The following is a 20,708-nucleotide window of genomic DNA, read 5'->3' on the forward strand; positions in this document are numbered from 1 at the left end:
CCCGAGCGCCACCCCCGCACTCCCCGCCACGCGTGCAGATTTCGGCCACCCGCTGTCCGACAGGCCGAGGACACCCTCGCGGACGTACGAGCGCCCCGCCACCCCCGCCGTCCGCGCCGGCCGGGGGAGGGGAGCGTCCGTTTCGGGGCGTCGAGCCAGTCGGCGCGGCGGCCTCAGCGTGGCCACTTCTCGGGCGTACTGCTGGTGATCACATCGCAGACCGCGGGCTTTCCGGGGCCCGGAGACGTCCCCTGGGCGACCACCCGCACGCCGTCGAGCAGGATGCGGCAGGACGCGATCCCGTTCCCGGCGGGCGTCACCTCGACGCGGGCCTTGGCGCCGGTTTTGACGACGACCTCGGTGTTCCACGGAAGCGTGGTGGAGCCGAGCCGTTCGTCGCGCTGCTTCGCGTCGTACCGACCGGGGCTGTGCCGGTAGCGCACGGCGGTGGCCCGCTCCTCGCCGCGCACCGACCTGGCCTCGTAGGTGAGGGACCAGGCGCCCCCGCCCTCCTGCTCCTTGATCCACGTGATGTTGTTCTTCGCCCACAGCACTCCGCCGACCACCAGGGCCGCCACGAGGAAGCCGAGTGTGATGAGAAGGACGGTGCCCCGGGAGGAACGGGATGATCGGTTCTGGGATGCCATGAGCCTCGGCTCTCCGTGCTCTGCCTGCGCTGTCCGGTCCGCCTCAGCCTGGGCCTCCGGTCGATCCCCACGACGGTACGTACGGATCCGCCGGCCGGACGTCGCCCGGCCGGCGGATCCTCGGTTCACCCTGTGGTCGTACGACGGGGCCGCCGACCAGGACCGTGGGCGTATCGCCCGGGCGGCGTCACAGGTCCCGGCGTGGCACAGGTCCGGGCGTGCTCCCCGGTATCAGTCCGCGGACAGGTGGGAGCCGGCCGGGGCCGGCGCCGGCTCGGCCTGGGGCTCCGCGGCCGGTCCGGCCTGCTGCGCCGGGATCCGGCGTACGCATTCGATGAGGTAGTCGCCGGTGTCCGGGTCGAGGGTGACGCCGTGGGTCTCGCTGTGGAAGCCGGGGAAGCGCCGGTCGAAGGATTCCAGAGCGGTCAGGTAGCGCAGCAGCGGACCGTCCGGGGCGCCGGTGCTCTCGCCGGGCATCAGGACGGGGATGCCGGGTGGGGTGACGGTGACCATGGCGGCGGCGGTCCGGTCGGCCGCGTCGGCCAGCCGTACCCGTTCGGTGCCGCCGCGGATGAGCTGCTGGTAGCAGTGCTGGGGCGGGGTGACAGGCACGGGCAGTTCCTGGAACGCGGTGTCGAGCAGCTCGACCAGACGGGCCTCGCGCAGGTGGTCGTGCATCTCCTGGCAAAGTGCCCGCAGGGTCTGGCCGGTGTAGCGCCGGGGGTGGGCGGCGACCAGCTCGGGCAGCAGGCGCTCCAGCGGCGTGTCCTGGTCGTAGAGCGTCTTGAAGTCCATCAGGGCGTCCATCAGGGTTCCCCACTTGCCCTTGGTGATCCCCATGGAGAACAGAATGAGCGTGGTGTAGCTGTCGGTCTTCTCCACCACGATGTTCCTGGTGGCCAGATAGGCGGTCAGGACGCGCGCGGGGATGCCCCGGTCGGCCATCCGCCCGCCGGCGTCGATGCCGGGGCAGGTGAGGGTGACCTTGACGGGGTCGAGCAGGCAGTAGCCCTCGGTCAGGCCGGCGAAGCCGTGCCACTCGGCACCGGGCTCCAGCTGCCAGCAGGACGGTTCGGTGCGCAGCAGCTCCGCCGGGGCGTCGGCGAAGGGCAGCCGCTCCCCGGAGGCGGGGTCGACCACGGACTCGGGCTGCCAGACGCCGAAGAACCAGTCCGGCCGGTCACCGGCGGCCGCGATGCGCCGGCCGGTGCGGACCACGCTCTGGCGGAAGCGGATGGCCTCGGTCACCGCCTCGTCGAGCAGCCAGCGGCCCTGGGGCCCGTCCATCATCGCGGTGGCCACGTCCAGGGAGGCGATCATCGGATACAGCGGCGAGGTGGTGCCGTGCATCATGAACGCCTCGTTGAACCGGTCGTGCTCCACCGGCGCCCGGGGCGCGGGCTTGACGTGCACCATGGCGCTCTGCGACAGCGCGGCCAGCAGCTTGTGGGTCGACTGGGTGGAGAACACGGTCGGACGGTCGGGGCCGGGGAAGGTGTCGGGGCCCACCGCCATGCCGTAGCGCCCGGCGTAGAGGGGGTGGAAGCGGGCGTACGCGAACCAGGCTTCGTCGAAGTGGAGCCGCGGGGTGCTGGGTGCGAGGGCCCGGGCGACCTGGAGGGCGTCGTAACACAGGCCGTCGTAGGTGGAGTTGGTCAGTACGGCGTACGGGGCCTGTGCGGAAGCCGCGCCCTGGGCGAGCGGGTTGCGGGCGATCCGGGACGCGATCGACCGCTCCTGGATCTCGGCGGGCGGCAGCGGGCCCGCCAGCCCGTAGCCGTTGCGGGTGGGGACCAGATAGACCGGCCGGGCTCCGGAGAGGACCAGGCCGTGCAGGACCGACTTGTGGCAGTTGCGGTCCACCAGCGCGATCTCGTCGCGGGTGACGCTGAAGTGACCGACCATCCGGTCGCAGGTCGAGTCACCGTGGAGGACGAAGTAGGTGCGGTCGGCTCCGAAGACACGGGCGGCGTTGCGCTCCGCCGCGCCGACCGGACCGGTGTGCTCGAACAGCGAGCCCAGCTCCCCGACCGAGATCGACAGGTCGCTGCGCAGCAGCCGCTCTCCGAAGTAGTCGTGGAAAGCCCGGCCGACCGGGGACTTGAGGAAGGCGACACCACCGGAGTGGGCGGGGGTGTGCCAGGAATACTCGTGCGCGTGGTCGAAGCGGCGCAGGGCTTTGAAGAACGGCGGCAGCAGCTCTTCCTGGTAGCCGCGGGCGGCGCCGGCGACCCGTCCGGCGATGAAGCGTGCGGTGTCCTCCAGCGGCCAGATGTAGCCGATCACCGTCTCCGCCACCCACAGCGGGAGGTGTTCCAGGTCCTCGCCGGCCGTGACCAGGAAGACCGGCAGATTCTGGAAGCGCTGACCGACCTGTCGCAGCACGCCGGCACCGCCCGGCTCGCCGGTGGCCTTGCCGCCCTCCGGAAGACCCCAGTCCACCACGGCGGCGGCGAGGCCCGCCTCGGTCCGCAGCACCGCCTGGGCGTCCTCGGCCGTGGACGCCCAGCGCACTTCGAAACCGCAGTTCTCCAACTCCTTGCCGATTCTGCGCAGTTGCTCGGCTCCGGTACCTCCGCTCTCCGGGAGCTCCGGTACCGCGAACAGAACTGTTCCGCCTGTCATGGTGCACCTCCGCATGTCTCGGCGTAGGCCGGCCGGCCCGCACAATGCGCGACCTGCAGAGAGTGAACGCGACACACACCGGCGGCCGCACCGCGACCGGGGCGAAACCACACCGATGAGGGAAACGGGCCCGGAGGGGTGCTGATCCGGCGGGCAACTACCTGGGGATCTCGGGCTGGCCGGCTTCGTGCCGTGACAAGCGACACCTTCAACTCACCACACGGGGCACCGTCTTAGACGTCGTTTTCACCGTGGGCTACCGGCGCTTCTTCTTTCGATCAAGTCGGCGCTTGGCCTGCTTTCGTTGTCCCGCCAGGAGGCGCTGGGCGGCAAATCGCTTTCCCATGGCGGTCCATGTGTGGGCCAGACTCTCGGTGGCCGCCACAGTGCGTGTGTGGTGGTCGCCCAACGTGAGGCGTAGGCGGTCGCGCGTCTCTTCAAGTAGCTGAGCCGCCTCCGGATATCGGCGGAGCTTTTGCAGGGTGATGGCGAGGTCGTGGGCGGATTGCAGGGTGCTGGGGTGGTCGTCGCCGAGGGAGTGCCGTCGTCGTCGGAGGGCGTCCTCGTGCATGCGGTGGGCCTCCTCGGTTCTGCCGAGGTCGTGCAGGGTGACGGCGAGGCTGTGGGCGGATTCGAGGGTGTTGGGATGGTCGTCCCCGAAGATGTGCCGTCGTCGTCGGAGGGTGTCCTCGTCCATGCGGCGAGCCTCGTCCAGTTCGCCGAGGTTGTGCAGGGTGACGGCGAGGCTGTGGGCGGACTGAAGGGTGCTGGGGTGGTCGTCGCCGAGGATGTGCCGTCGTCGTCGGAGGGTGTCCTCGTGCATGCGGTGGGCCTCCTCGGTTTTGCCGAGGTTGTGCAGGGTGACGGCGAGGTTGTGGGCGGATTGCAGGGTGCTGGGGTGGTCGTCGCCGAGGGAGTGCCGTCGTCGTTGGAGGGTGCCCGTGTGCATGCGGTGAGCCTCCATGATTTCGCCAAGGTCGTGCAGTGCGATGGCGAGGTTGTGGGCGGATTGCAGGGTGTGGGGGTGGTTGCCGCCGAGGGTGTGCTGTCGTCGTCGGAGGGTGTCCTCGTGCATGCGGCGGGCCTCGGCATGGTCCCCGGCCTGGTTCAGTGCGATGGCGAGGTTGTGGGCGGATTGCAGGGTGTCGGGGTGGTTGTCGCCGAGGACGTGCCGTCGTCGTCGGAGGGTGTCCTCGTACATCGTGCGGGCCTCTGCGTACTTCCCCACCCCCGATGTAGTGGCTGCCAGGTCGTTCGCGGATTGCAGGGTGTCGGGATGGTCGTCACCGAGAACGCGTCGTCGACGCGTGAGGGTGTCCTCGACGAACGGCAGAGCGCCCACGACATCTCCCCCATCGGCCGTTGCGTGACCCAGGTACTGCGTGCAGCTGAGAGTGTCGGGGTGGTCCTCCCCCAATTCGCCTGCCCACACCTTGCGTAGGGGCGTAGTGAGGCTCAATGCGCCGCGTGGCTGCCCGCTCCGGATGAGGAAGAAGGCCGTCTTGAGCAGAAGGGGTCGTAGCTCGGGCCGATGACTGAGGTCTGCGTGATGGGCGATGAGGTGAGAGGCCAGAGCGGCCCAGGCGGGCCAGGTATCCGGGACTTCCGGGTTGCCCGGGTCGACGCTGCTGAGGACGGCGGCGACATCGCCCCGGACCTTTCCCGCCTCGTCGGGACCGGTGTGGTCGCGGAGCACTGCCTGGGTGAGGCGGTGGATCTGGAAGGTCTCGTGGTCGAGGCGGGCCAGTCCGTAACGGCTGAGAGGCTGCAGGGCGGCGTGTGGCCACATGAGGTCGCCCGGGTCACCGGGGATGGTGGAGAGCCGTGAACGGGCGCTCTCCAGCCACCTGGTGGGAATGGGGTCCGGTCCGAAGAAGGCACCGAGACGGAGCAGAGCCGCGGCCTCGGGGTGGTCGCTCTCCAGGCCCGTGGTGGCGATGCCCACCGCGGCGGCCAGCGGCGCCGGGTAGCCGGGCGCGTCGCCCTCTTCCAGAATCCGTGCCGTGTTTGTGGCGAGGAGTTCGAGGTAGCGGCCGATGGTCATGCCGCTGCCGATGACGCCCACGGCTTGGGCGAGGGCCAAGGGAAGGTCGCCGACATCCCTGGCGAGGAGGTCCGCCTCTTCGGAGGTGATGCTGGGAATCTGGGTTCTGAGGTAGGAGACGGAGTCCGGGCGGCTGAAGACGTCCAGGCCGGTCTGGTGGGCGATACCCCTCCAGTCCGGGTTGCGTGAGGTGATCACGACATGGCCGGAGCCCTCGGGGAGCCAGGGGTCGATCTGCTCACGGTTCTCGGCGTTGTCCAGGATGATGAGCCAGCGTTGCGCCGTGCGCAGGTGTTGCAGCAGGGCACGGGCGTTGTGCTCGGAGCCGGCCTCGGGCTTGGCGATGCCGAGTCGGTCGGCCAGCTCGGTGTAATGGACGGGTAGTTGGTCGTCCTGTTCGGCGTCGATCCACCACACCACGTCGTACTGTCCGGCGAACCGGTGCGCGTACTCCAGAGCGATCTGGGTCTTGCCGACGCCGCCCATCCCGTGCAGCGCGCGCACCACGGCCTGCTGTCCGCTGAGCAGTCCGTCGCGGAGCTGCGCGATCTCGGCCTCACGACCGGAGAAGTCGGGGTTGCGGCGGCGCACGTTCCAGACAGCGGGCTGACCGGTGGTACTGGGCAGCCGAGGCTTCGTGCCGTTCGAGACGGCGGCCGAGCCGTTGGTGGGAGTGGTGCCGGGAAAGGGAGGTGGGCTGGTGGGGCGGGTTCCGCCATTGACCGCCTCACGCAGGGTGGCAAGGGCCGTGGTCTCGTCCAGGCCGTGAAGGTCCCTGCGAAGCTTCGCGGCAAGGAGAGGGTGCACCTCAACCGTGGTGATGGGTTCGAGCGCGAGCGGGATGACGCGGTCCCGTCGGGCCACCGCCGCGGTCCACTCCTCCTGGGTCCATCGCTCGGGGTCGAAATAGGACTTGGAGAAAAGGGCCACGACGGCGTCGACCGTTTCGAGGGCGTGGTCCATGTGGTGCACGAGGTTGTCCCCGGCGCGCCAGTCCCACACGTCGAGGATCACCTGGTGACCCGCCTCTTCGAGATACCACCCCACCCATTCGGCCCATGGGCGGTCCGGACCCGCGTAGCTGATGAAGAACTGCTGCGTGGCGTCGGTCATTGCGGCCCCCCGAGTCACCATGTGCCTGTCGTGCCGTGTTGCGGCAATCATCCCGCGTATAGCGTGGGCGACGCAGGAAAATGTGCAGGTCGCCGTTGGCTCTGGAGAGGGGAATTGGGATGGGGCGGGCTCCGAAGACCGTGGACGTACGGCTGAAGCTGCCGATGCTGGAAATCGCCGGTAGTTGGGAGCCGAACGATGCGGAACGGCGTGCGGCCTGGGAGCTGTACGTAGAACTTGTCACCCGTGTCTCCGTGGTGCCGATGCGGGCGGACGAAGGCCTCCTACGGGAGGCACTGACGAGCCTGTACTCGCTGTTCGGCAGTACCCGGGAAATCCTGCGCAGGCACGGCCCGCAGATTGCGGAGCCCAAGCGGGACGGCCAGTACAACTTCGGCTACCTGGCGGTCGCGATGCTCAACTACGGACTACGGCCGTTGCTGGCCAGCTGGCACCCCGCGCTGGAGGACTGGGAGAGCCGCCGGCCAGCCGACTGCTCCCGACGCGACCACGAACGGGCCTGGCCCGAGGCGGACCAGCTCCGTAGCGCTCTGAACGGCACCCGACAGGTGCTCAGCGCCTATGCGGACCTCCTTGCCACGGCCTGCGGCATCCCGAACCTCCTCGGTGCCATTCCGCCTGCCCCGGGTGACCGCTAGAAGAGCAGGACGCACCCGGCTGAGGTCGCTCCGAGAGGTGGCCGGCGTGCTGCGGAGGGCCGGGCCGGCCCTTGGTGTCGGGTAGCCGGCCGGCCCCCGCCTCTCAGGCCGGCGACAGGAACCCCCGTGTCGCGCGAACCCACACGGTCGACTGCCGCGCCTCAGTCCGAGAGATCCACCACCATGGCCCCGGCCACGCGTGCGTCAGGTGGCTGCGCGGCCTCCCCATGGATCATGGCCATCACCCGGTCAGGCAGTGGGGACAGCTGCCGACCGGCGACCTCGTTCAGACCTCGGTAGACGGGCATACCCAGCACCTCCTGCTCTCTGCGGTCGAACTCGGTCTCGTCGGACCAGGGAGCCTGGTCCTCCCGCTCCGGATCGGGTTCTTCTGCGGCGGTCCATGGCCCGTAACCGGGAGTGGCGTCGTAGCGGTCCCTGTCCTGGTCCACCCAGCGGATTTCGGCCCGGACAGCGGCCCGCAGGTCGTGAACCCCCCGGTGGTGAAGGCCCGTCACCTTGGCGTGCGCTGCCTCCAGGCCCGGCCGCCCACGGCGCGGTGCGTCGCACAAGAGGCGGTGCCACGGCACGCTCTGATCCCGGACGTACGCTGCCTTCACCGGGCGGGTGCGCAGTACGGCGTGCACGGTCAAGGCTGAGACAATCGTGCAACCCAGCTGGGTCTGCTCGCCCCGCCCGTGACGGCAGTCGACAGCTCGCCCGGACTCAGAGGTCGGGACCCAGTTCCGGTGGTTGTACAGGACATAGGCGGGCAGGCACTCAGCGGTCAGCGCGTCCTGGACGAGAAGCTGGCTCTGGCGGGCGCCGGTGCTCCGCACCACGTGCTCAAGGTCATATCCGCCGCCGCGCTTCGCGCGCTTGGCCTGCACCCGCATCCCGAAGCCCACGGCTCCTGAGTAGAACCACCACTCCCAGTCGGCCCCGTTGCGGGCCTCTTCGTACCGCTGGAACTCGCGGACCTTGACGCGATCACTGTGCAGTCGGCGGATGTCCTGAAGATTGAGCTGTGTGTATGTTTCCTCGCCCGGTACCGAGCCTGCGAAGTGGTCATCACCCAGACGCTCGAACGTCCGCGTGGCGCAGGCACGAAGGGTCCGGCACAGGGAACGGGCCGACGACGAAGGCTGCGTGCCGCGCACTTCGGCCGACGACCGCAGGTCGATGCCGCAGCTCGGGCAGAAGGCGAAGTGATCGGCGAGTTCCTCACCGCACGCGCACAGTGACACCGCTGCCCTTCTTCCCCCATACGTGGCCTGCGGATCAGGGTAGTGCTCACCGGCCAGGCGTCACCCGTGAACGCCAAGAAGGGAGCATCGATGCAGCTTTGGTAGTGAGGCTCATGGCACGGGTCGGCGTGTAGTGACTGCACGCGACTACCGGTCTCCACGCTCCCGGCAGCACCCCGCTGTCAGCGGAAGTTGCCGGAAGCCGGCAGGAAGGCCGAGGTGTGCCGGAGCGGCCCGCCCCACGCCTCGACGAGCCCCTCTCACGTGTGGTGGCGGCGCGCCGCTCAGTGTGCTGCGCCGGCGGGCAGCGTGACCGTGAAGGTGCTGCCCTCGCCCGGTGTGGTGTGTACGGTCACCGTGCCGCCGTGTGCTTCGGCGATCGACTTGACGATGCTCAGGCCGAGGCCCGTGCCGCCGCTGCCGGGGGTGCGGGAGGCGTCGCCGCGGTAGAAGCGCTCGAAGATCCGGCCGGCGGTGTCGGGGTCCATGCCGGGCCCCTGGTCGGTGACGTTCAGTTCGACGTGGGCGCCGTCCGGCGCACGCACCGTGACGGATGTCGGCGTGCCGGGCGGGGTGTAGCGCAGTGCGTTGTCCAGCAGGTTGCGCAGCACCTGGAGCAGCCGGTCCTCGTCGCCGTGCGCGAACGCCTCGCCCTGTTCCTCGACGGTGATCGGCCGGCCGGGTTCGAGGGCCCGGGCGTCGGCGACGGCGTCCCGGACGAGCCTGCCGAGGTCGACCGGAGCGGTGGCGAGCGGGCGGCCCTGGTCGAGCCGGGCGAGCAGCAGCAACTCCTCGACCATGGAGTGCATGCGGGCCGCCTCGTCCTCGATGCGCAGCATCGCCCGCTCGACGAGTTCGGGGTCCCGGGCCAGGCCGTGCAGGTGCAGTTGGGCCCAGCCGCGGATCGTGGTCAGGGGAGTGCGCAGTTCGTGTGAGGCGTCGGCCACGAACTGGCGCAGCCGCTCCTCGGAGCGCTGCCGCTCGTCGAAGGCGCGGTTGAGGGCGGTGGCGACCTCGCCGACCTCGGAGGGGCGGCCGGCGGTCTCGATGCGCTGGTCCACGTTGCCGCCGGCGATCGCGGTCGCGGTCGCGGCCATCTCGCGCAACGGCCGCAGTCCCACGCGCAGCACACCGCGGCTGAGGAGGACGATGCCCCCGAGCACGGCCAGGGTGGCCGTCGCGTCGGCGCCGATCAGCCAGTACACGACGTCATCCGTGGGGGCGAGGCTTTCGGCGATCACCACGGTGCCGAACGGCTCCGGGGGGACGCCGGGCCGCGGCTGGACCGTGGCGTGCGGGCCGACGGGGAAGGCCAGGGTGCGGTATCGCGGCAGGGGCGTGCCGGTGGTCTTCAGGGTGACGGGGTGCTCGGCGAATCCGTGCGGGACGGGTGCCGGCAGGTCGGGACGGGGCGCGGGCCGCCCGTTGAGGCCCTTCTCCGGTGTCTGTGCGACCACGCGGCCGTGCTCGTCGAGCAGCGCGACGTAGGTGCCTCCGGGAACCAGGGAATGCAGCATGGCCCCGCTGACATGCAACCGCCGGCCCATGGCGCGGTGCTGGACGGTGTTGCGGGCCTTGGCGAGGTTGGCGTCGGCGACATCGACGAGGTAGGTGCGCAGGCCCACCAGTGAGGCCACGTTGACCACCACCATGCCCAGGGCCGCCAGCAGGACGACCCCCACCATGAGGCGGGCCCGCAGGGAGTCGCGCCATGCGCCGGCCATGTCACCCGTCTCCGGGGAGGCGCAGACTGTAGCCGAATCCGCGCACCGTCTGGATCAACGGCGGCGCCTGTGCGTCCACCTTCGCCCGGAGCCGGGACACCAGCTTCTCGACGACACCGTTGCTGAAGTGGTGCTGCCATACGTGCTCCACGATCTGCTCCTTGGAGACCACGTACTCGGCGTTGACCAGTAAGTACCGCAGGAGCTTGTACTCGGTCGGCGACAAGGCGATCACGCGGTCCGCGCGGCGGACCCGCCTGCTGCGCTCGTCCACGGTCAGGTCCGCGAAGCCGAGCACCGGGCCGGGCTCCGCGCTCGTGGCGGCTCTGCGCAGCAAGGCGTGCACCCTGGCCAGCAGTTCGGGGACGCTGAACGGCTTGGTGAGGTAGTCGTCGGCGCCCATGGCGAAGCCGGTCACCCGGTCCTCCACCGCGTCCCGCGCGGTCAGGAACAGCACCGGCAGCCGCGCCCCGTTCTCCGTCAGCCTCCGGCACACCGCGAACCCGTCCATGTCGGGCAGCATCACGTCCAGGACCAGCAGGTCCGGAGAGACCGCCGCGCAGGCGCGCAGGGCCGCGACGCCGCGGTCCGCGGTCGTCACTTCGTACCCCGCCAGGCTCAGGGTCGTCTCCAGCAGCTCGGCCGTTCTCGGGTCGTCGTCCACGACGAGCAGCCGCTGACCGCTTCCTCGGGGCAAGGTCAGGCCGTCGTTCGGTGAGGCGGAGTGCATGACAGGTACCCATCGGATCGAGCCGCGTCCGTGACGGCAACGCCCCGTCACGCCCGCCGAGTTCCCCGGCGCCGCGAACTCGTCGCCGCCCCGGGGCCCGGCGTCCACGACACCGTAATCCGTGCCGGAGGACGAGGTCGCCGACTGTCAGGCAATGGTCAGGTCGCTGACCGGGGCGGGTCAGCAGGGCTGGGTTTTCTTGAGCCAGGTACCGCAACGACCACCGTTCGCCGAGACGCCGGGAGCAGACGTGGAGCAGGCAGCACACGCCGAAGCCGACAGCGAGGCGTCCGGGGCCGACAGTGCGGACGTGGCCCGGGCCGCCTTCCGCAGCCGGCTGCGCAGCGGGATGCTCGACGTGGCACCGGTCTTCGGCTTCACCCTGGGCTTCGCTCTCCTCCACGAGGTCGCCGTGGCGCTGGCGATCGCCCTGACGCTCGGGGCCGGGGTCTGCCTCGTGCGGCTGATGCGCGGAGAGCCTGTGCGGCGCACGCTCGCCGTCCTCGGCATCGTCTGCGTCGGAGGTGCGCTGGCCGCGCTCACCGGGCAGGCCACCTCCTTCTTCCTCCCGAGCCTGGTGATGCACGGCGTGCTGGCCGTGGCGACTCCGGTACTGCTGCTCCTCGGATGGCCGCCGATGGGCCTGGCAGCGGGCCTGATCACCGGTGAGGGAACCAGCTGGCGCCGCTGTCCGGTCCGCCGGCGGGCCTTCGTCACGGGCAACGTGGCCATCCTCGCCGGGAATTACCTGACGCTGGCCGTGCAGCTCCCGCTGTTCCTGTCCGGCCAGGCCGTCGCCCTCGGCACGGCCGAACTCCTCAACCCGATCGTTCTCGCGCTCGGCACGCTGCTGGGCTGGCGCGTCTACCGACGCGTCGTCGGCACGCACCGCTGCGCCGGCAGCCGCCCGAGCGCCGAGACGCCCCACCCCTTGGAAAGGACTGCTGCATGACCACATCCCAGCCGCTCACCGGGACGCAGCCCACGGTGCGGACCTGCCCGCTCGACGCTCCGGAGGAGTACCGGGCGCTGCGCGCGCAGGCTCCGGTCGCCCAGGTGACCTTCCCCGACGGCGCGGAGGGCTGGCTGATCAGCCGGTACGAGGACGTCAAGACGGTGCTCGCCGACCAGCGGTTCAGCGCCAACCGCCCCACACTGACCGGCGGCGGCGCGGCCGACGGCGCGCCGCCGGTGCGCCCGGGGTGGTTCATCTTCATGGACGCGCCGGAGCACACCCGGTTCCGGCGGCTGCTCACCGGCGAGTTCACCGTGCGCCGGATGCGGCAGCTGGTCCCCGCGGTGGAGCAGATCGTCGCCGAGCGGCTGGACGCGATGGCCGGCGCCGGGTCGCCGGTCGACCTCGTCCAGGCCTTCGCGCTGCCGATTCCCTCGCTGGTGATCTGTGAGCTGCTCGGGGTCCCGTACGCCGACCGCGAGGAGTTCCAGCGGAACTCGGCCAACATGCTCAGCCTCACTGCGGACGCCGAGGTGGTTCAGGGGGCCTGGGAGGCGCTGCGGCAGCACATGCACCGGCTGGTTCGTGCCAAGCGCGCCGAACCCACCGACGACATCCTCGGCAAGCTGGTGCAAGCGGGCGAGCTCACCGATGAGGAACTGGCCGGCGTGGGATCGCTGTTGCTGTTCGCCGGGCACGAGACGACCGCGAACATGATCGCGCTGGGCACCATGTGCCTGCTGGAGAACCCCGACCAGTTGGCGGCGCTCCGTGCCGACCCCGCCCTGTGGGACGACGCGATCGAGGAGCTGCTGCGCTACCTCACCATCATCCAGTACGGGCTGCGCCGCGTGGCGCTGGAGGACGTGGAACTGCACGGCCACCGGATCAAGGCCGGCTCCCTGGTGGTGACCGCCTTGTCCTCGGGGAACCGGGACACGGAGAAGTTCTCGGACCACCCCGACCAGTTGGACGTGGCCCGGGCGCGCGGCCCGCACCTCGCCTTCGGCCACGGCATCCACCAGTGCATCGGGCAGCAGTTGGCCCGGGTGGAGATGAGGGCGGCCCTGCGTGCCCTGTTCGACCGGTTCCCCACCCTGCGGCTGGCGGTTCCGGCCGAGGACGTGCCGATGCGCCACGACATGGTCATCTACGGCGTCCACGAGCTGTCCGTGGCCTGGTAGTCGACCGGCGCGAACCACCGCCACCAGCACCCCGCACCCCCACGGAACACGGAGCATCCCATGAAGGTCATCATCGACGAGGACAAGTGCGTCGGCGCAGGCCAGTGTGTGCTTGCCGCCCCCGACGTCTTCGACCAGCGCGACGAGGACGGCATCGTCGTCCTGCTCGACGCCCTCCCGCCGGACGCCCTGCGCTCCCAGGTCGAGAACGCCGCCGCGCTCTGCCCCGCACTGGCCATCGAGGTGGTGAAGTAGTGCCTGCCATGGACCACATCGTCCTGGTGGGCGCGTCGGCCGCGGGCCTCACCGCGGCCGACGCCCTGCGGCTCGAAGGCTTCACCGGCACCCTGACCATGGTCGGCGACGAACTGCGGCCGCCGTACGACCGCCCGCCGCTGTCCAAGCGGGTCCTGACCGGCGATCTGGAACCGCACAGGACCACCCTGCGGCAGGACGTCGACCTCCAACGGCTCCGGATGGACCTGAAACTGGGCTGCCGCGCAACCCACGTGGACCCGGTGGCGCGCATCGTCACGCTGGACGACGGGGACCGGCTGGACTACGACGGCCTGATCATCGCCACCGGGCTGCGCCCCCGTCACCTGCCCTTCGGCCGCGACCTGGCCGGGGTGCACGTGCTGCGCACCCTCGATGAGGCGCTGACGCTTCGCGTACAGCTGCTGGCCGGGCCGCGCGTCGTGGTGATCGGCGCCGGGTTCCTCGGCAGCGAGATCGCCGCCACCACGCGCGGCCTCGGCCTGGACGTCACCCTCGTCGACGTCGAGTCCACCCCGCTGGCGAGGCAACTCGGCACCCAGGTGGGCGGGTTGGTGGCCGAGCTGCACGAGGAGAACGGGGTCCGTCTGTGTATGGGCCGCGGTGTCACCGACCTGCTCGGTGCGGGGGGCCGGGTCACCGGGGTGCTCCTCGACGACGGCACCGAGCTCCCCGCGGAGGTGGTCGTGGTCGCCATCGGCTCGGAGCCGGCCGTCGACTGGCTGGCCGACTCCGGGCTCCCCCTGGGCGACGGGGTGCTCTGCGACAGCACCTGCCGGGTCGCGCCCGGGATCTACGCGGCAGGCGACGTCGCCAACTGGCCACACCCCCTCACCGGCGAACGGACCCGTCTGGAACAGCGCACCAACGCCACCCGGCAGGCCCTCGCCGCCGCCGGGAACCTCCTTGCCGGACCCGCCGGAGCCACCCCTTACGCGCCGGTCCCGTTCGGGTGGACCGACCAGTTCCACGCGAAGATCCAGTTCCACGGCTGGTGCCCCGGGGACGCGCGCGTCGCCTACGTCGACGGCGACCCGAAGGCAGGCAGGTTCGTCGCGCTCTACTACGCGGGCGACCGTGTCGTGGGCGCGCTCGGCTGGAACAGCGCACGCACCCTGCGCGCCTACCACGACCGCATCGCCGCGCCCGTCGCCGCCTGACCCTGCGCTGTGGCCGAGCTCTGGGTCCGAACACCTCATGCGGGCGTCGGAGCGCATGCCCGCTCATGTATCCGGGCGACGGTTCACCGCCGCCCGGATATGTGCGGTGCCTGCCTGCCTCTCCCGTGACGACGGATTCGTTGCCGTGTGTAACGATCGTTGCGTCACGCAGTGCGGAGAAGGGACGCGAATGGCTGGCCGGGCCGGAGAGCACAGCGACCGAGCGAAGGCGGACACGGACCCGGAGCAGGCAGGCCGGGAGCCCGGGTTGGGGGCCACCGTGGCCGAGCGGGTGCGGCGCGCCGAGGGGGGCCTGTCTCCCGCCGAGCGGCGGATCGCACGGGCGCTGACGGCCAATTACCCGGCGGCCGGGCTGGAGTCCGCTTCGGGGCTCGCCTCCCAGGCCGGGGTCAGCGCGCCCACCGTGGTGCGGTTCGTGGCCCGGCTCGGGTTCGACGGTTACCGGCACTTCCAGCAGTCGCTGCGGGAGGAGGTCCAGGCGCGGCACGCCTCGCCGCTGACCCTGGCACCGGTGATCGGCAGGCACTCGCCCACCTCCGAACTGGTCGAGGCGGCGCAGCAGGTGAGCGGCGCGACGCTGGACCAGACGTTCGGCGCGCTCCCGGAGCAGGAATTCGACCGGGCGGTCGGCCTGATCTGCGACCCGGCCAAGCGGATCGCCTGCTTCGGCGGCCGGTTCTCCCAGCTGCTGGCCGAGTACCTCGACCTGCACCTGCGGCTGCTGCGTCCGGGGACCTTCGTGCACGCCGCGACTCCGGGGCGCGATGCGGGATTCCGTGTCGACCTGAGCCGGCGCGACGTGTGTGTGGTCTTCGACTTCCGCCGCTACCAGGACGACACCGTGCAGCTCGCCCGGTACGCGCACGAGCGCGGCGCCAAGGTCGTGCTGTTCACCGACCCGTGGCTCTCGCCCGTGGCCGAGTTCGCCGACGTGGTGCTCCCCGCGCGGGTGGAGGCACCCAGTCCGTTCGACAGCATCGTCGCGCCGACGGCGCTGGTGGAGACCCTGGTCGCGGCCGTGCATGCCCGACTGGGCCCGACGGCCGAGGAGCGGCTGCGGGCCGCGGAGGAGTCGTGGCGCGGGGAGGCCGGCACCGCCTGAAAAATTCATTTCAACGTGGCTCTTGACGCGCCACTTGCAACGAATATTTCATGAAGGGTGTCCCGGGCCACAACCGTGCGGCCCTCTTCTGCTCGGGAGTGCGTTGTGCCCGATCATCCTCGAACCTCACGCAAACTACGGCTGTGGGAAGCGCTGGCCCTCTCCGTCGGTCTCATGGGCCCGACCCTGGCCATGGGGCTCAACGGCGCCGGCGTCGCGGCCACCGTGGGCAAGGCCGTTCCGCTGGTCTTCCTGCTCGGCCTGCTCGGCGTCGGCCTCGTGGGCTACGGCTTCTGGCGGCTGACCCAGCACTTCCACCACGCCGGCTCCGTCTACGCCCTGGCCGGCGCCACCATCGGCCCCCGCGCCGGCTTCTTCGGCGGCTTCGCGCTGCTCGGCACCTACCTCGCCTTCCTCGTGTGCACCCTGGCCGCGACGGGGGTCTTCGCCCATGCGTTTCTGCACGCGCTGGGCGTGCGGTCCACCGGCCCCTGGGTGGCCGTCGCGGTCGTCGCCGCCGTGGGCGTCACCCTGCTCAACTCGCGTGACACCCGGCTCACCGCCCGCACCCTGCTGATCGCCGAAGGCATCGGCATCGCGGCCATGCTGGTCCTCGCCCTCGTCGTCATCGGGCGCACCGGCACCGGATCGGCGCCCCGCCACCAGGCCTTCGACCTGTCGGTCTTCGCGCCCGGCACGGCCTCCTACGGCGCGATCATGACCGCGACCGTCTTCGCCTTCCTGTCCTGGGCCGGATTCGAGGCGTGCGCCTCACTGGGCGAGGAGACCGACGACCCCCGGCGCAACATCCCGCGCGCCCTGGCGGGCAGCGTGCTGCTCACCGGTGTGCTGTACGTCCTGATGATGTTCGTCCAGACCATCGGGTTCGGCACCGACGACGCGGGCGTGCGGCAGTTCGCCGGGGCGGAATCGGCGCTGGTGACGCTCTCCGGCAGCTACCTCGGCACCTGGTTCTCGCTCGTCGTCGCCTTCACCGCGGTCGCCTCCGCCTTCGCCGCCGCGCTCTCCTCGTCCGCCGCCGCTGCCCGCATGATCTCCGCCCTGGCCCGCGACGGCTTCGGACCGGCCGCGCTCGCCCGCACCGATCCGGCCACCGGGTCCCCCACCAGGGCCCTGTGGCTGTGCGGCGCCGTGGCCGCCGCGCTCGCGGCCGTCATGTACGGACTGGGCACCACCGCCTTCGACACCTACTACTGGTACGCGACCATCGGCGTGCTGTGCGTCCTGGTGGTCTACGCCGTGGCTGGGGTCGGCGTGATCGTCTTCACCCTCTCCCGCCGCGGCCACATCCCCCGCCACGAACTCGTCGTCCCGCTCGCCGGTCTGGGCTACCTCTGCTTCGTCCTCTACGAACAGTCCACCGGCCAGAGCGCGCCCTACACCTACTTCCCCTGGATAGCCGCCGCCTGGTGCGCGACCGGCCTCGCCGTCGTCCTCCTCGCGCCCTCCCTCGCCAAGCGCATCGGCGCCCGCCTCACCGGTGAACTGAACGGGGGACAGGGCGACCGCCAGGAGCAGAGCCCCGAACCGCCCGCCGCCGACACCATGAAGGTGACCCCATGACTCCCCGCACCGACGACTACGCGACCGTCTTCGTCGCCACCTGCGACCTGGCCGGCCAGGTACGGGGGCGGGCCGTGCCGCCGTCCGAACACGACGCGGTCCTGCGCAGCGGCACCGGCTGGGTGCCCGCGAACCTCGCGATCTCCTCGTTCGGGCCGATCGCTCCCGACAACGTCTTCGGGTCCCGCGGCGACCTGCGGCTGCTCCCCGACGCCGGCACCGCCGTCGGCATCCCGGCCGACGGCACCGCTCCGGGGATGCTGCTCTACCTCGCCGACCAGAGACTGCCGGACGGCCGCCCCTGGGCCTGCTGCCCCCGCACGTTCCTGCGCGACGCCCTCTCCGAGCTGCGCGAACGGACCGGGCTGGAGGCCGTCGCCGCCTTCGAGCACGAATTCGTGCTCGGCGACCTCCCCGAGAGCGCTCCGTTCTCCCTGCGGCGCTTCCGGGACGCCGAACCGTTCGGCACCGACCTGGTGCGTCTGCTGGAACACGCCGGCCTCGAACCGGAGACCTGGATCCCCGAATACGGCGACGGTCAGTTCGAGGTCACCCTGCGCCCCGCCCCCGCCGCGGTCGCGGCCGACCGGGCCGTCCTCCTCAAGGAACTCGTCCGCGACCTGGCCCGCCGCCGTGGCCTGCCCGTCACCTTCGCCCCTCTCCTGGACACCGACGGAGTGGGCAACGGCGTCCACCTCCACCTGAGTCTGCGCGACGCCGACGGCCGCCCCGCGCTCTACGACCCGCAGCGCCCCGGCCGGCTCTCCGCCCTCGGCGCCCGCTTCAGCGCCGGCGTCCTGGCCCATGCCCCGGCCCTCACCGCCCTGACCGCACCGAGCCCGGTGTCCTTCCTGCGCCTGGCCCCGAACCGGTGGAGCGTCGGCGGGGCGTTCCTGGCCGAGCGCAACCGCGAGGCGCTGCTGCGCATCTGCCCCACCACCGAGCTCGGCGGCTCCGGCACCGCCGCCCAGTTCAACCTCGAATACCGCGCCGCCGACGCCACGGCCAACCCCTGGCTCGCCCTGGGCGTCCTGATCCGCGCCGGCCTGGCCGGCCTGACCGGGGACTACGACGAGCCCACCGTGTGGCCCGAGGACACCGACCAGTCGGTGCTCGCACTGGCGCCGCCCCTGCCCACCACGCTCGACGAGGCCCTGGAGGCCCTGGAGAAGGACGACGTCGTCCGCTCCTGGTTCGCCCCCCAGCTGCTGGCCACCCAGCTCTCCGTCAAGCGGTCCGAACTCGCCCAGCTCGACGGCCTGGACGACGCCGCACGCCTGCGAAAGGTACGCCATGTCCACTGAACGACTCCTCGCGGAGATCGACCGGCTCCCCCTGGTGGACCACCACGTCCACGGCGCCCTCCGCCACGACGCCGACCGCTCCGCCCTGGAGCAGATGCTCACCGAGTCCGACCGCCCGATCCCGCCGTGGATGACCCAGTTCGACTCGCAGATCGGCTTCGCCGTCCGCCGCTGGTGCGCCCCGGTCCTGGGTCTCGCACCGCACGCCGACCCCGAGACGTACGTCGCCCGGCGCACCGAACTCGGCACCGACGAGGTCAACCGCAGACTGCTCGACGCCTCCGGCGTCGGCCACTATCTCCTGGAGACCGGCTACAAGGGGGAGGACATCCTCGACCCCCAGGGCATGGCGGCCGCCTCCGGGCGCCCCGTCGACGAGGTGGTGCGCCTGGAGACCGTGCTGGAGGACGTGGCGCGCACCGGAGTCACCGCCGCCGAACTCCCCGACCGGTTCCGGGAAACCCTGGCCGCCCGCTCGGCCACCGCGGTCGGCCTCAAGAGCATCGTCGCCTACCGCCACGGCTTCGACTTCGACCCCGGCCGCCCCGACGACCACGAGGTGAGCGCCGCGGCAGGCGCCTGGCTCGCCGAGTGCGCGGCCACCGGCACCGTCCGCGTCAGCCACCCGGTGCTGCTGCGCTTCGCCCTGTGGTGCGGTGTCGACCGCGGTCTGCCGATCCAGCTGCACGCCGGCTACGGCGACCCGGACGTCGAACTCCACCGCTGCGACCCGCTGTTGCTCACCCGCTTCCTCAAGAACGTGGAACCGTACGGCACCGACCTGCTGCTGTTGCACTGCTACCCCTTCCAGCGCAACGCGGGCTACCTCGCCCAGGTGTTCCCGCACGTCTACTTCGATGTCGGCCTCGGCATCAACTACACCGGCATGCGCTCCGACACCGTCATCGCCGAATCCCTGGAACTCGCCCCCTTCGCCAAGATCCTCTTCTCCTCCGACGCCTGGGGCCCGCCGGAACTGCACCATCTCGGCGCCCTGTTGTGGCGCCGCGGCATGGCCCGGACCCTCGGCGCATGGACCGACAGCGGCGAATGGGACCTCGATGAAGCGCTCAAGGTGGTGCGCATGATCGGCCACGACAACGCCCGCCGCGTCTACCGGCTGGAGGACCCGGCATGACCGGCCCCCACCTGTCCGCCCTGGCCGCCGCGCTCGACGCGGAGCTCCCGGCCGCCACGGCACTGCGCCACCGCATCCACGCCCGCCCCTGCCTCTCCGGCGCCGAGGCCGCCACCCGCGACCTCGTGCTCGCCGCGCTGCCCGCCGGCTCCACCACCAAGGTCGCCGACACCGGCGCCGTCGTCCGGATCGGCGGAGCGGGCCCCGCCGTCGCCGTCCGCGCCGAACTCGACGCCCTCGCCGTGCAGGAGAAGACCGGCGCGGCATGGGCGTCCGAACACCCCGGCCTCATGCACGCCTGCGGCCATGATGTGCACCTGGCCGCGCTCACCGCCCTGGCCCGGGCCATCGGCCGGAAGGGCGGCCCGGCCCCCCTGCTGGCCGTCCTGCAGCCCAGAGAGGAGACCTACCCCTCCGGCGCCCAGGACGTCGTCGAGGACGGCATCCTCGGCCGGGAGCAGTGCGCGGCGGTGATCGGGGCGCATGTGCAGCCCCTGCTGCCGCCCGGCACCGTCGCCTGCACCCCCGGCGGCGTCAACGCTTCCGCCGACGAGTTCACGGTCACGGTGCACGGCCGCGGCGGCCACGCCGCCTACCCGCACCTCACCCGCGACCCCGTCGTCACCCTGGCCCATATCGTCGTCGCCCTGCAGAGCCTGGTCAGCCGCGATACGGACCCGATGTCGCCCGTCGTCCTCAGCGTCAGCACCCTCGCCGCCGGCACCGCGGCCAACGTCATCCCCGGCACCGCCGAGGCCCGCGGCACCCTGCGCGCGCTGGGCAGCGGCGAGCGCGAGTCCCTGCACGCCCGGCTGGCCGAGGTCGCCGGACTGGTGGCACGGGCCCATGGCTGCACCGCGCAGGTGGACATCACCCGCGGAGAGCCCGTGCTCGACAACGACTCGGCGCTGACGGCCGCCACGCGACCGCTGCTCGGCCCGCTCGGCCTGCGCGTCGGTGACGACCTGCGGTCCGCCGGCTCGGACGACTTCTCCTTCTTCTGCGCCCGGCTGCCGTCGCTGATGCTCTTCGTGGGCACCGACGGCGGCACCGAGCAGCTGCACGCGCCCACGTTCCTGCCGCCGGACGAGCGCATCCGGGACGTCGCCCACGCCATGCTCGCCGGCTACCTCGCCGCCGCGGAACTGCACACCTGACCTCCGGCGCCCCGCGCCCTTCGCTCCCCAAGGACCGC

General features: G+C 71.5%; 16 protein-coding genes. 10 read left to right on the forward strand and 6 right to left on the reverse strand.

Annotation, left to right across the window (positions count from 1 at the left end; all coding sequences use genetic code 11):
• Positions 1–173: 173 nt before the first annotated feature.
• From EST54_RS19445 to fxsT, 3 genes are all read right to left on the reverse strand, one after another.
• On the reverse strand, positions 174–647 hold the full coding sequence (locus EST54_RS19445; protein WP_129248913.1) for a hypothetical protein: 474 nt from the start codon (positions 645–647) through the stop codon (positions 174–176).
• 231 nt (positions 648–878) lie between these two features.
• Positions 879–3,272 (reverse strand): Orn/Lys/Arg family decarboxylase, encoded by a 2,394-nt coding sequence (locus EST54_RS19450; RefSeq protein WP_129248914.1) that lies wholly within the window; start codon positions 3,270–3,272, stop codon positions 879–881.
• Positions 3,273–3,528: 256 nt separating this feature from the next.
• Positions 3,529–6,429, reverse strand: a complete 2,901-nt coding sequence (fxsT, locus tag EST54_RS19455) for an FxSxx-COOH system tetratricopeptide repeat protein (protein ID WP_129248915.1) — start codon at positions 6,427–6,429, stop codon at positions 3,529–3,531.
• A 119-nt stretch (positions 6,430–6,548) separates the two neighbouring features.
• On the opposite strand from fxsT, the gene EST54_RS19460 reads away from it, so the two are divergent.
• Positions 6,549–7,088, forward strand: coding sequence for a hypothetical protein (locus EST54_RS19460; protein WP_129248916.1), 540 nt, complete (start codon positions 6,549–6,551; stop codon positions 7,086–7,088).
• Between the two features lie 161 nt (positions 7,089–7,249).
• Here EST54_RS19460 and EST54_RS19465 read toward each other — a convergent pair whose 3' ends face one another.
• From EST54_RS19465 to EST54_RS19475, 3 genes are all read right to left on the reverse strand, one after another.
• Positions 7,250–8,335, reverse strand: coding sequence for a DUF6615 family protein (locus tag EST54_RS19465; protein ID WP_129248917.1), 1,086 nt, complete (start codon positions 8,333–8,335; stop codon positions 7,250–7,252).
• A gap of 284 nt (positions 8,336–8,619) precedes the next feature.
• Positions 8,620–10,059 (reverse strand): sensor histidine kinase, encoded by a 1,440-nt coding sequence (locus EST54_RS19470; RefSeq protein ID WP_129248918.1) that lies wholly within the window; start codon positions 10,057–10,059, stop codon positions 8,620–8,622.
• A gap of 1 nt (position 10,060) precedes the next feature.
• On the reverse strand, positions 10,061–10,789 hold the full coding sequence (locus EST54_RS19475) for a response regulator transcription factor (RefSeq protein ID WP_167511573.1): 729 nt from the start codon (positions 10,787–10,789) through the stop codon (positions 10,061–10,063).
• 250 nt (positions 10,790–11,039) lie between these two features.
• Between EST54_RS19475 and EST54_RS19480 the strand changes: the two genes are divergently transcribed.
• The 9 genes from EST54_RS19480 to EST54_RS19520 all read left to right on the forward strand — a co-directional run bounded on the left by EST54_RS19480 (position 11,040) and on the right by EST54_RS19520 (position 20,670).
• A complete protein-coding gene (locus tag EST54_RS19480) occupies positions 11,040–11,741 on the forward strand; it encodes a DUF3159 domain-containing protein (protein WP_244942562.1) in 702 nt (233 codons plus the stop codon).
• On the forward strand, positions 11,738–12,928 hold the full coding sequence (locus EST54_RS19485) for a cytochrome P450 (RefSeq protein ID WP_129248920.1): 1,191 nt from the start codon (positions 11,738–11,740) through the stop codon (positions 12,926–12,928). The genes EST54_RS19480 and EST54_RS19485 overlap by 4 nt, the downstream gene beginning before the upstream one ends.
• 60 nt (positions 12,929–12,988) lie before the next feature.
• A complete protein-coding gene (locus EST54_RS19490; RefSeq protein WP_129248921.1) occupies positions 12,989–13,183 on the forward strand; it encodes a ferredoxin in 195 nt (64 codons plus the stop codon).
• 8 nt (positions 13,184–13,191) lie between these two features.
• Positions 13,192–14,364 carry an NAD(P)/FAD-dependent oxidoreductase gene (locus EST54_RS19495; protein ID WP_129248922.1) on the forward strand — a complete coding sequence of 391 codons (1,173 nt, stop codon included), beginning with the start codon at positions 13,192–13,194 and terminating at the stop codon, positions 14,362–14,364.
• Positions 14,365–14,554: 190 nt separating this feature from the next.
• Complete coding sequence (locus tag EST54_RS19500; RefSeq protein WP_239012365.1) at positions 14,555–15,487, forward strand: MurR/RpiR family transcriptional regulator; 933 nt, start codon at positions 14,555–14,557, stop codon at positions 15,485–15,487.
• 105 nt (positions 15,488–15,592) lie between these two features.
• Positions 15,593–17,071, forward strand: a complete 1,479-nt coding sequence (locus tag EST54_RS19505) for an APC family permease (RefSeq protein WP_244942563.1) — start codon at positions 15,593–15,595, stop codon at positions 17,069–17,071.
• Complete coding sequence (locus EST54_RS19510; RefSeq protein WP_129248924.1) at positions 17,068–18,375, forward strand: type I glutamate--ammonia ligase; 1,308 nt, start codon at positions 17,068–17,070, stop codon at positions 18,373–18,375. Before EST54_RS19505 ends, EST54_RS19510 begins: the two co-directional genes overlap by 4 nt.
• Entirely contained in the window at positions 18,365–19,513 is a 1,149-nt protein-coding gene (locus EST54_RS19515; protein ID WP_129248925.1) for an amidohydrolase family protein, read from the forward strand. Before EST54_RS19510 ends, EST54_RS19515 begins: the two co-directional genes overlap by 11 nt.
• Positions 19,510–20,670, forward strand: coding sequence for a M20 metallopeptidase family protein (locus tag EST54_RS19520; protein WP_129248926.1), 1,161 nt, complete (start codon positions 19,510–19,512; stop codon positions 20,668–20,670). Before EST54_RS19515 ends, EST54_RS19520 begins: the two co-directional genes overlap by 4 nt.
• Positions 20,671–20,708 lie beyond the last annotated feature (38 nt).

This window comes from Streptomyces sioyaensis, from assembly GCF_004122735.1.
GTDB lineage: Bacteria > Actinomycetota > Actinomycetes > Streptomycetales > Streptomycetaceae > Streptomyces > Streptomyces sioyaensis.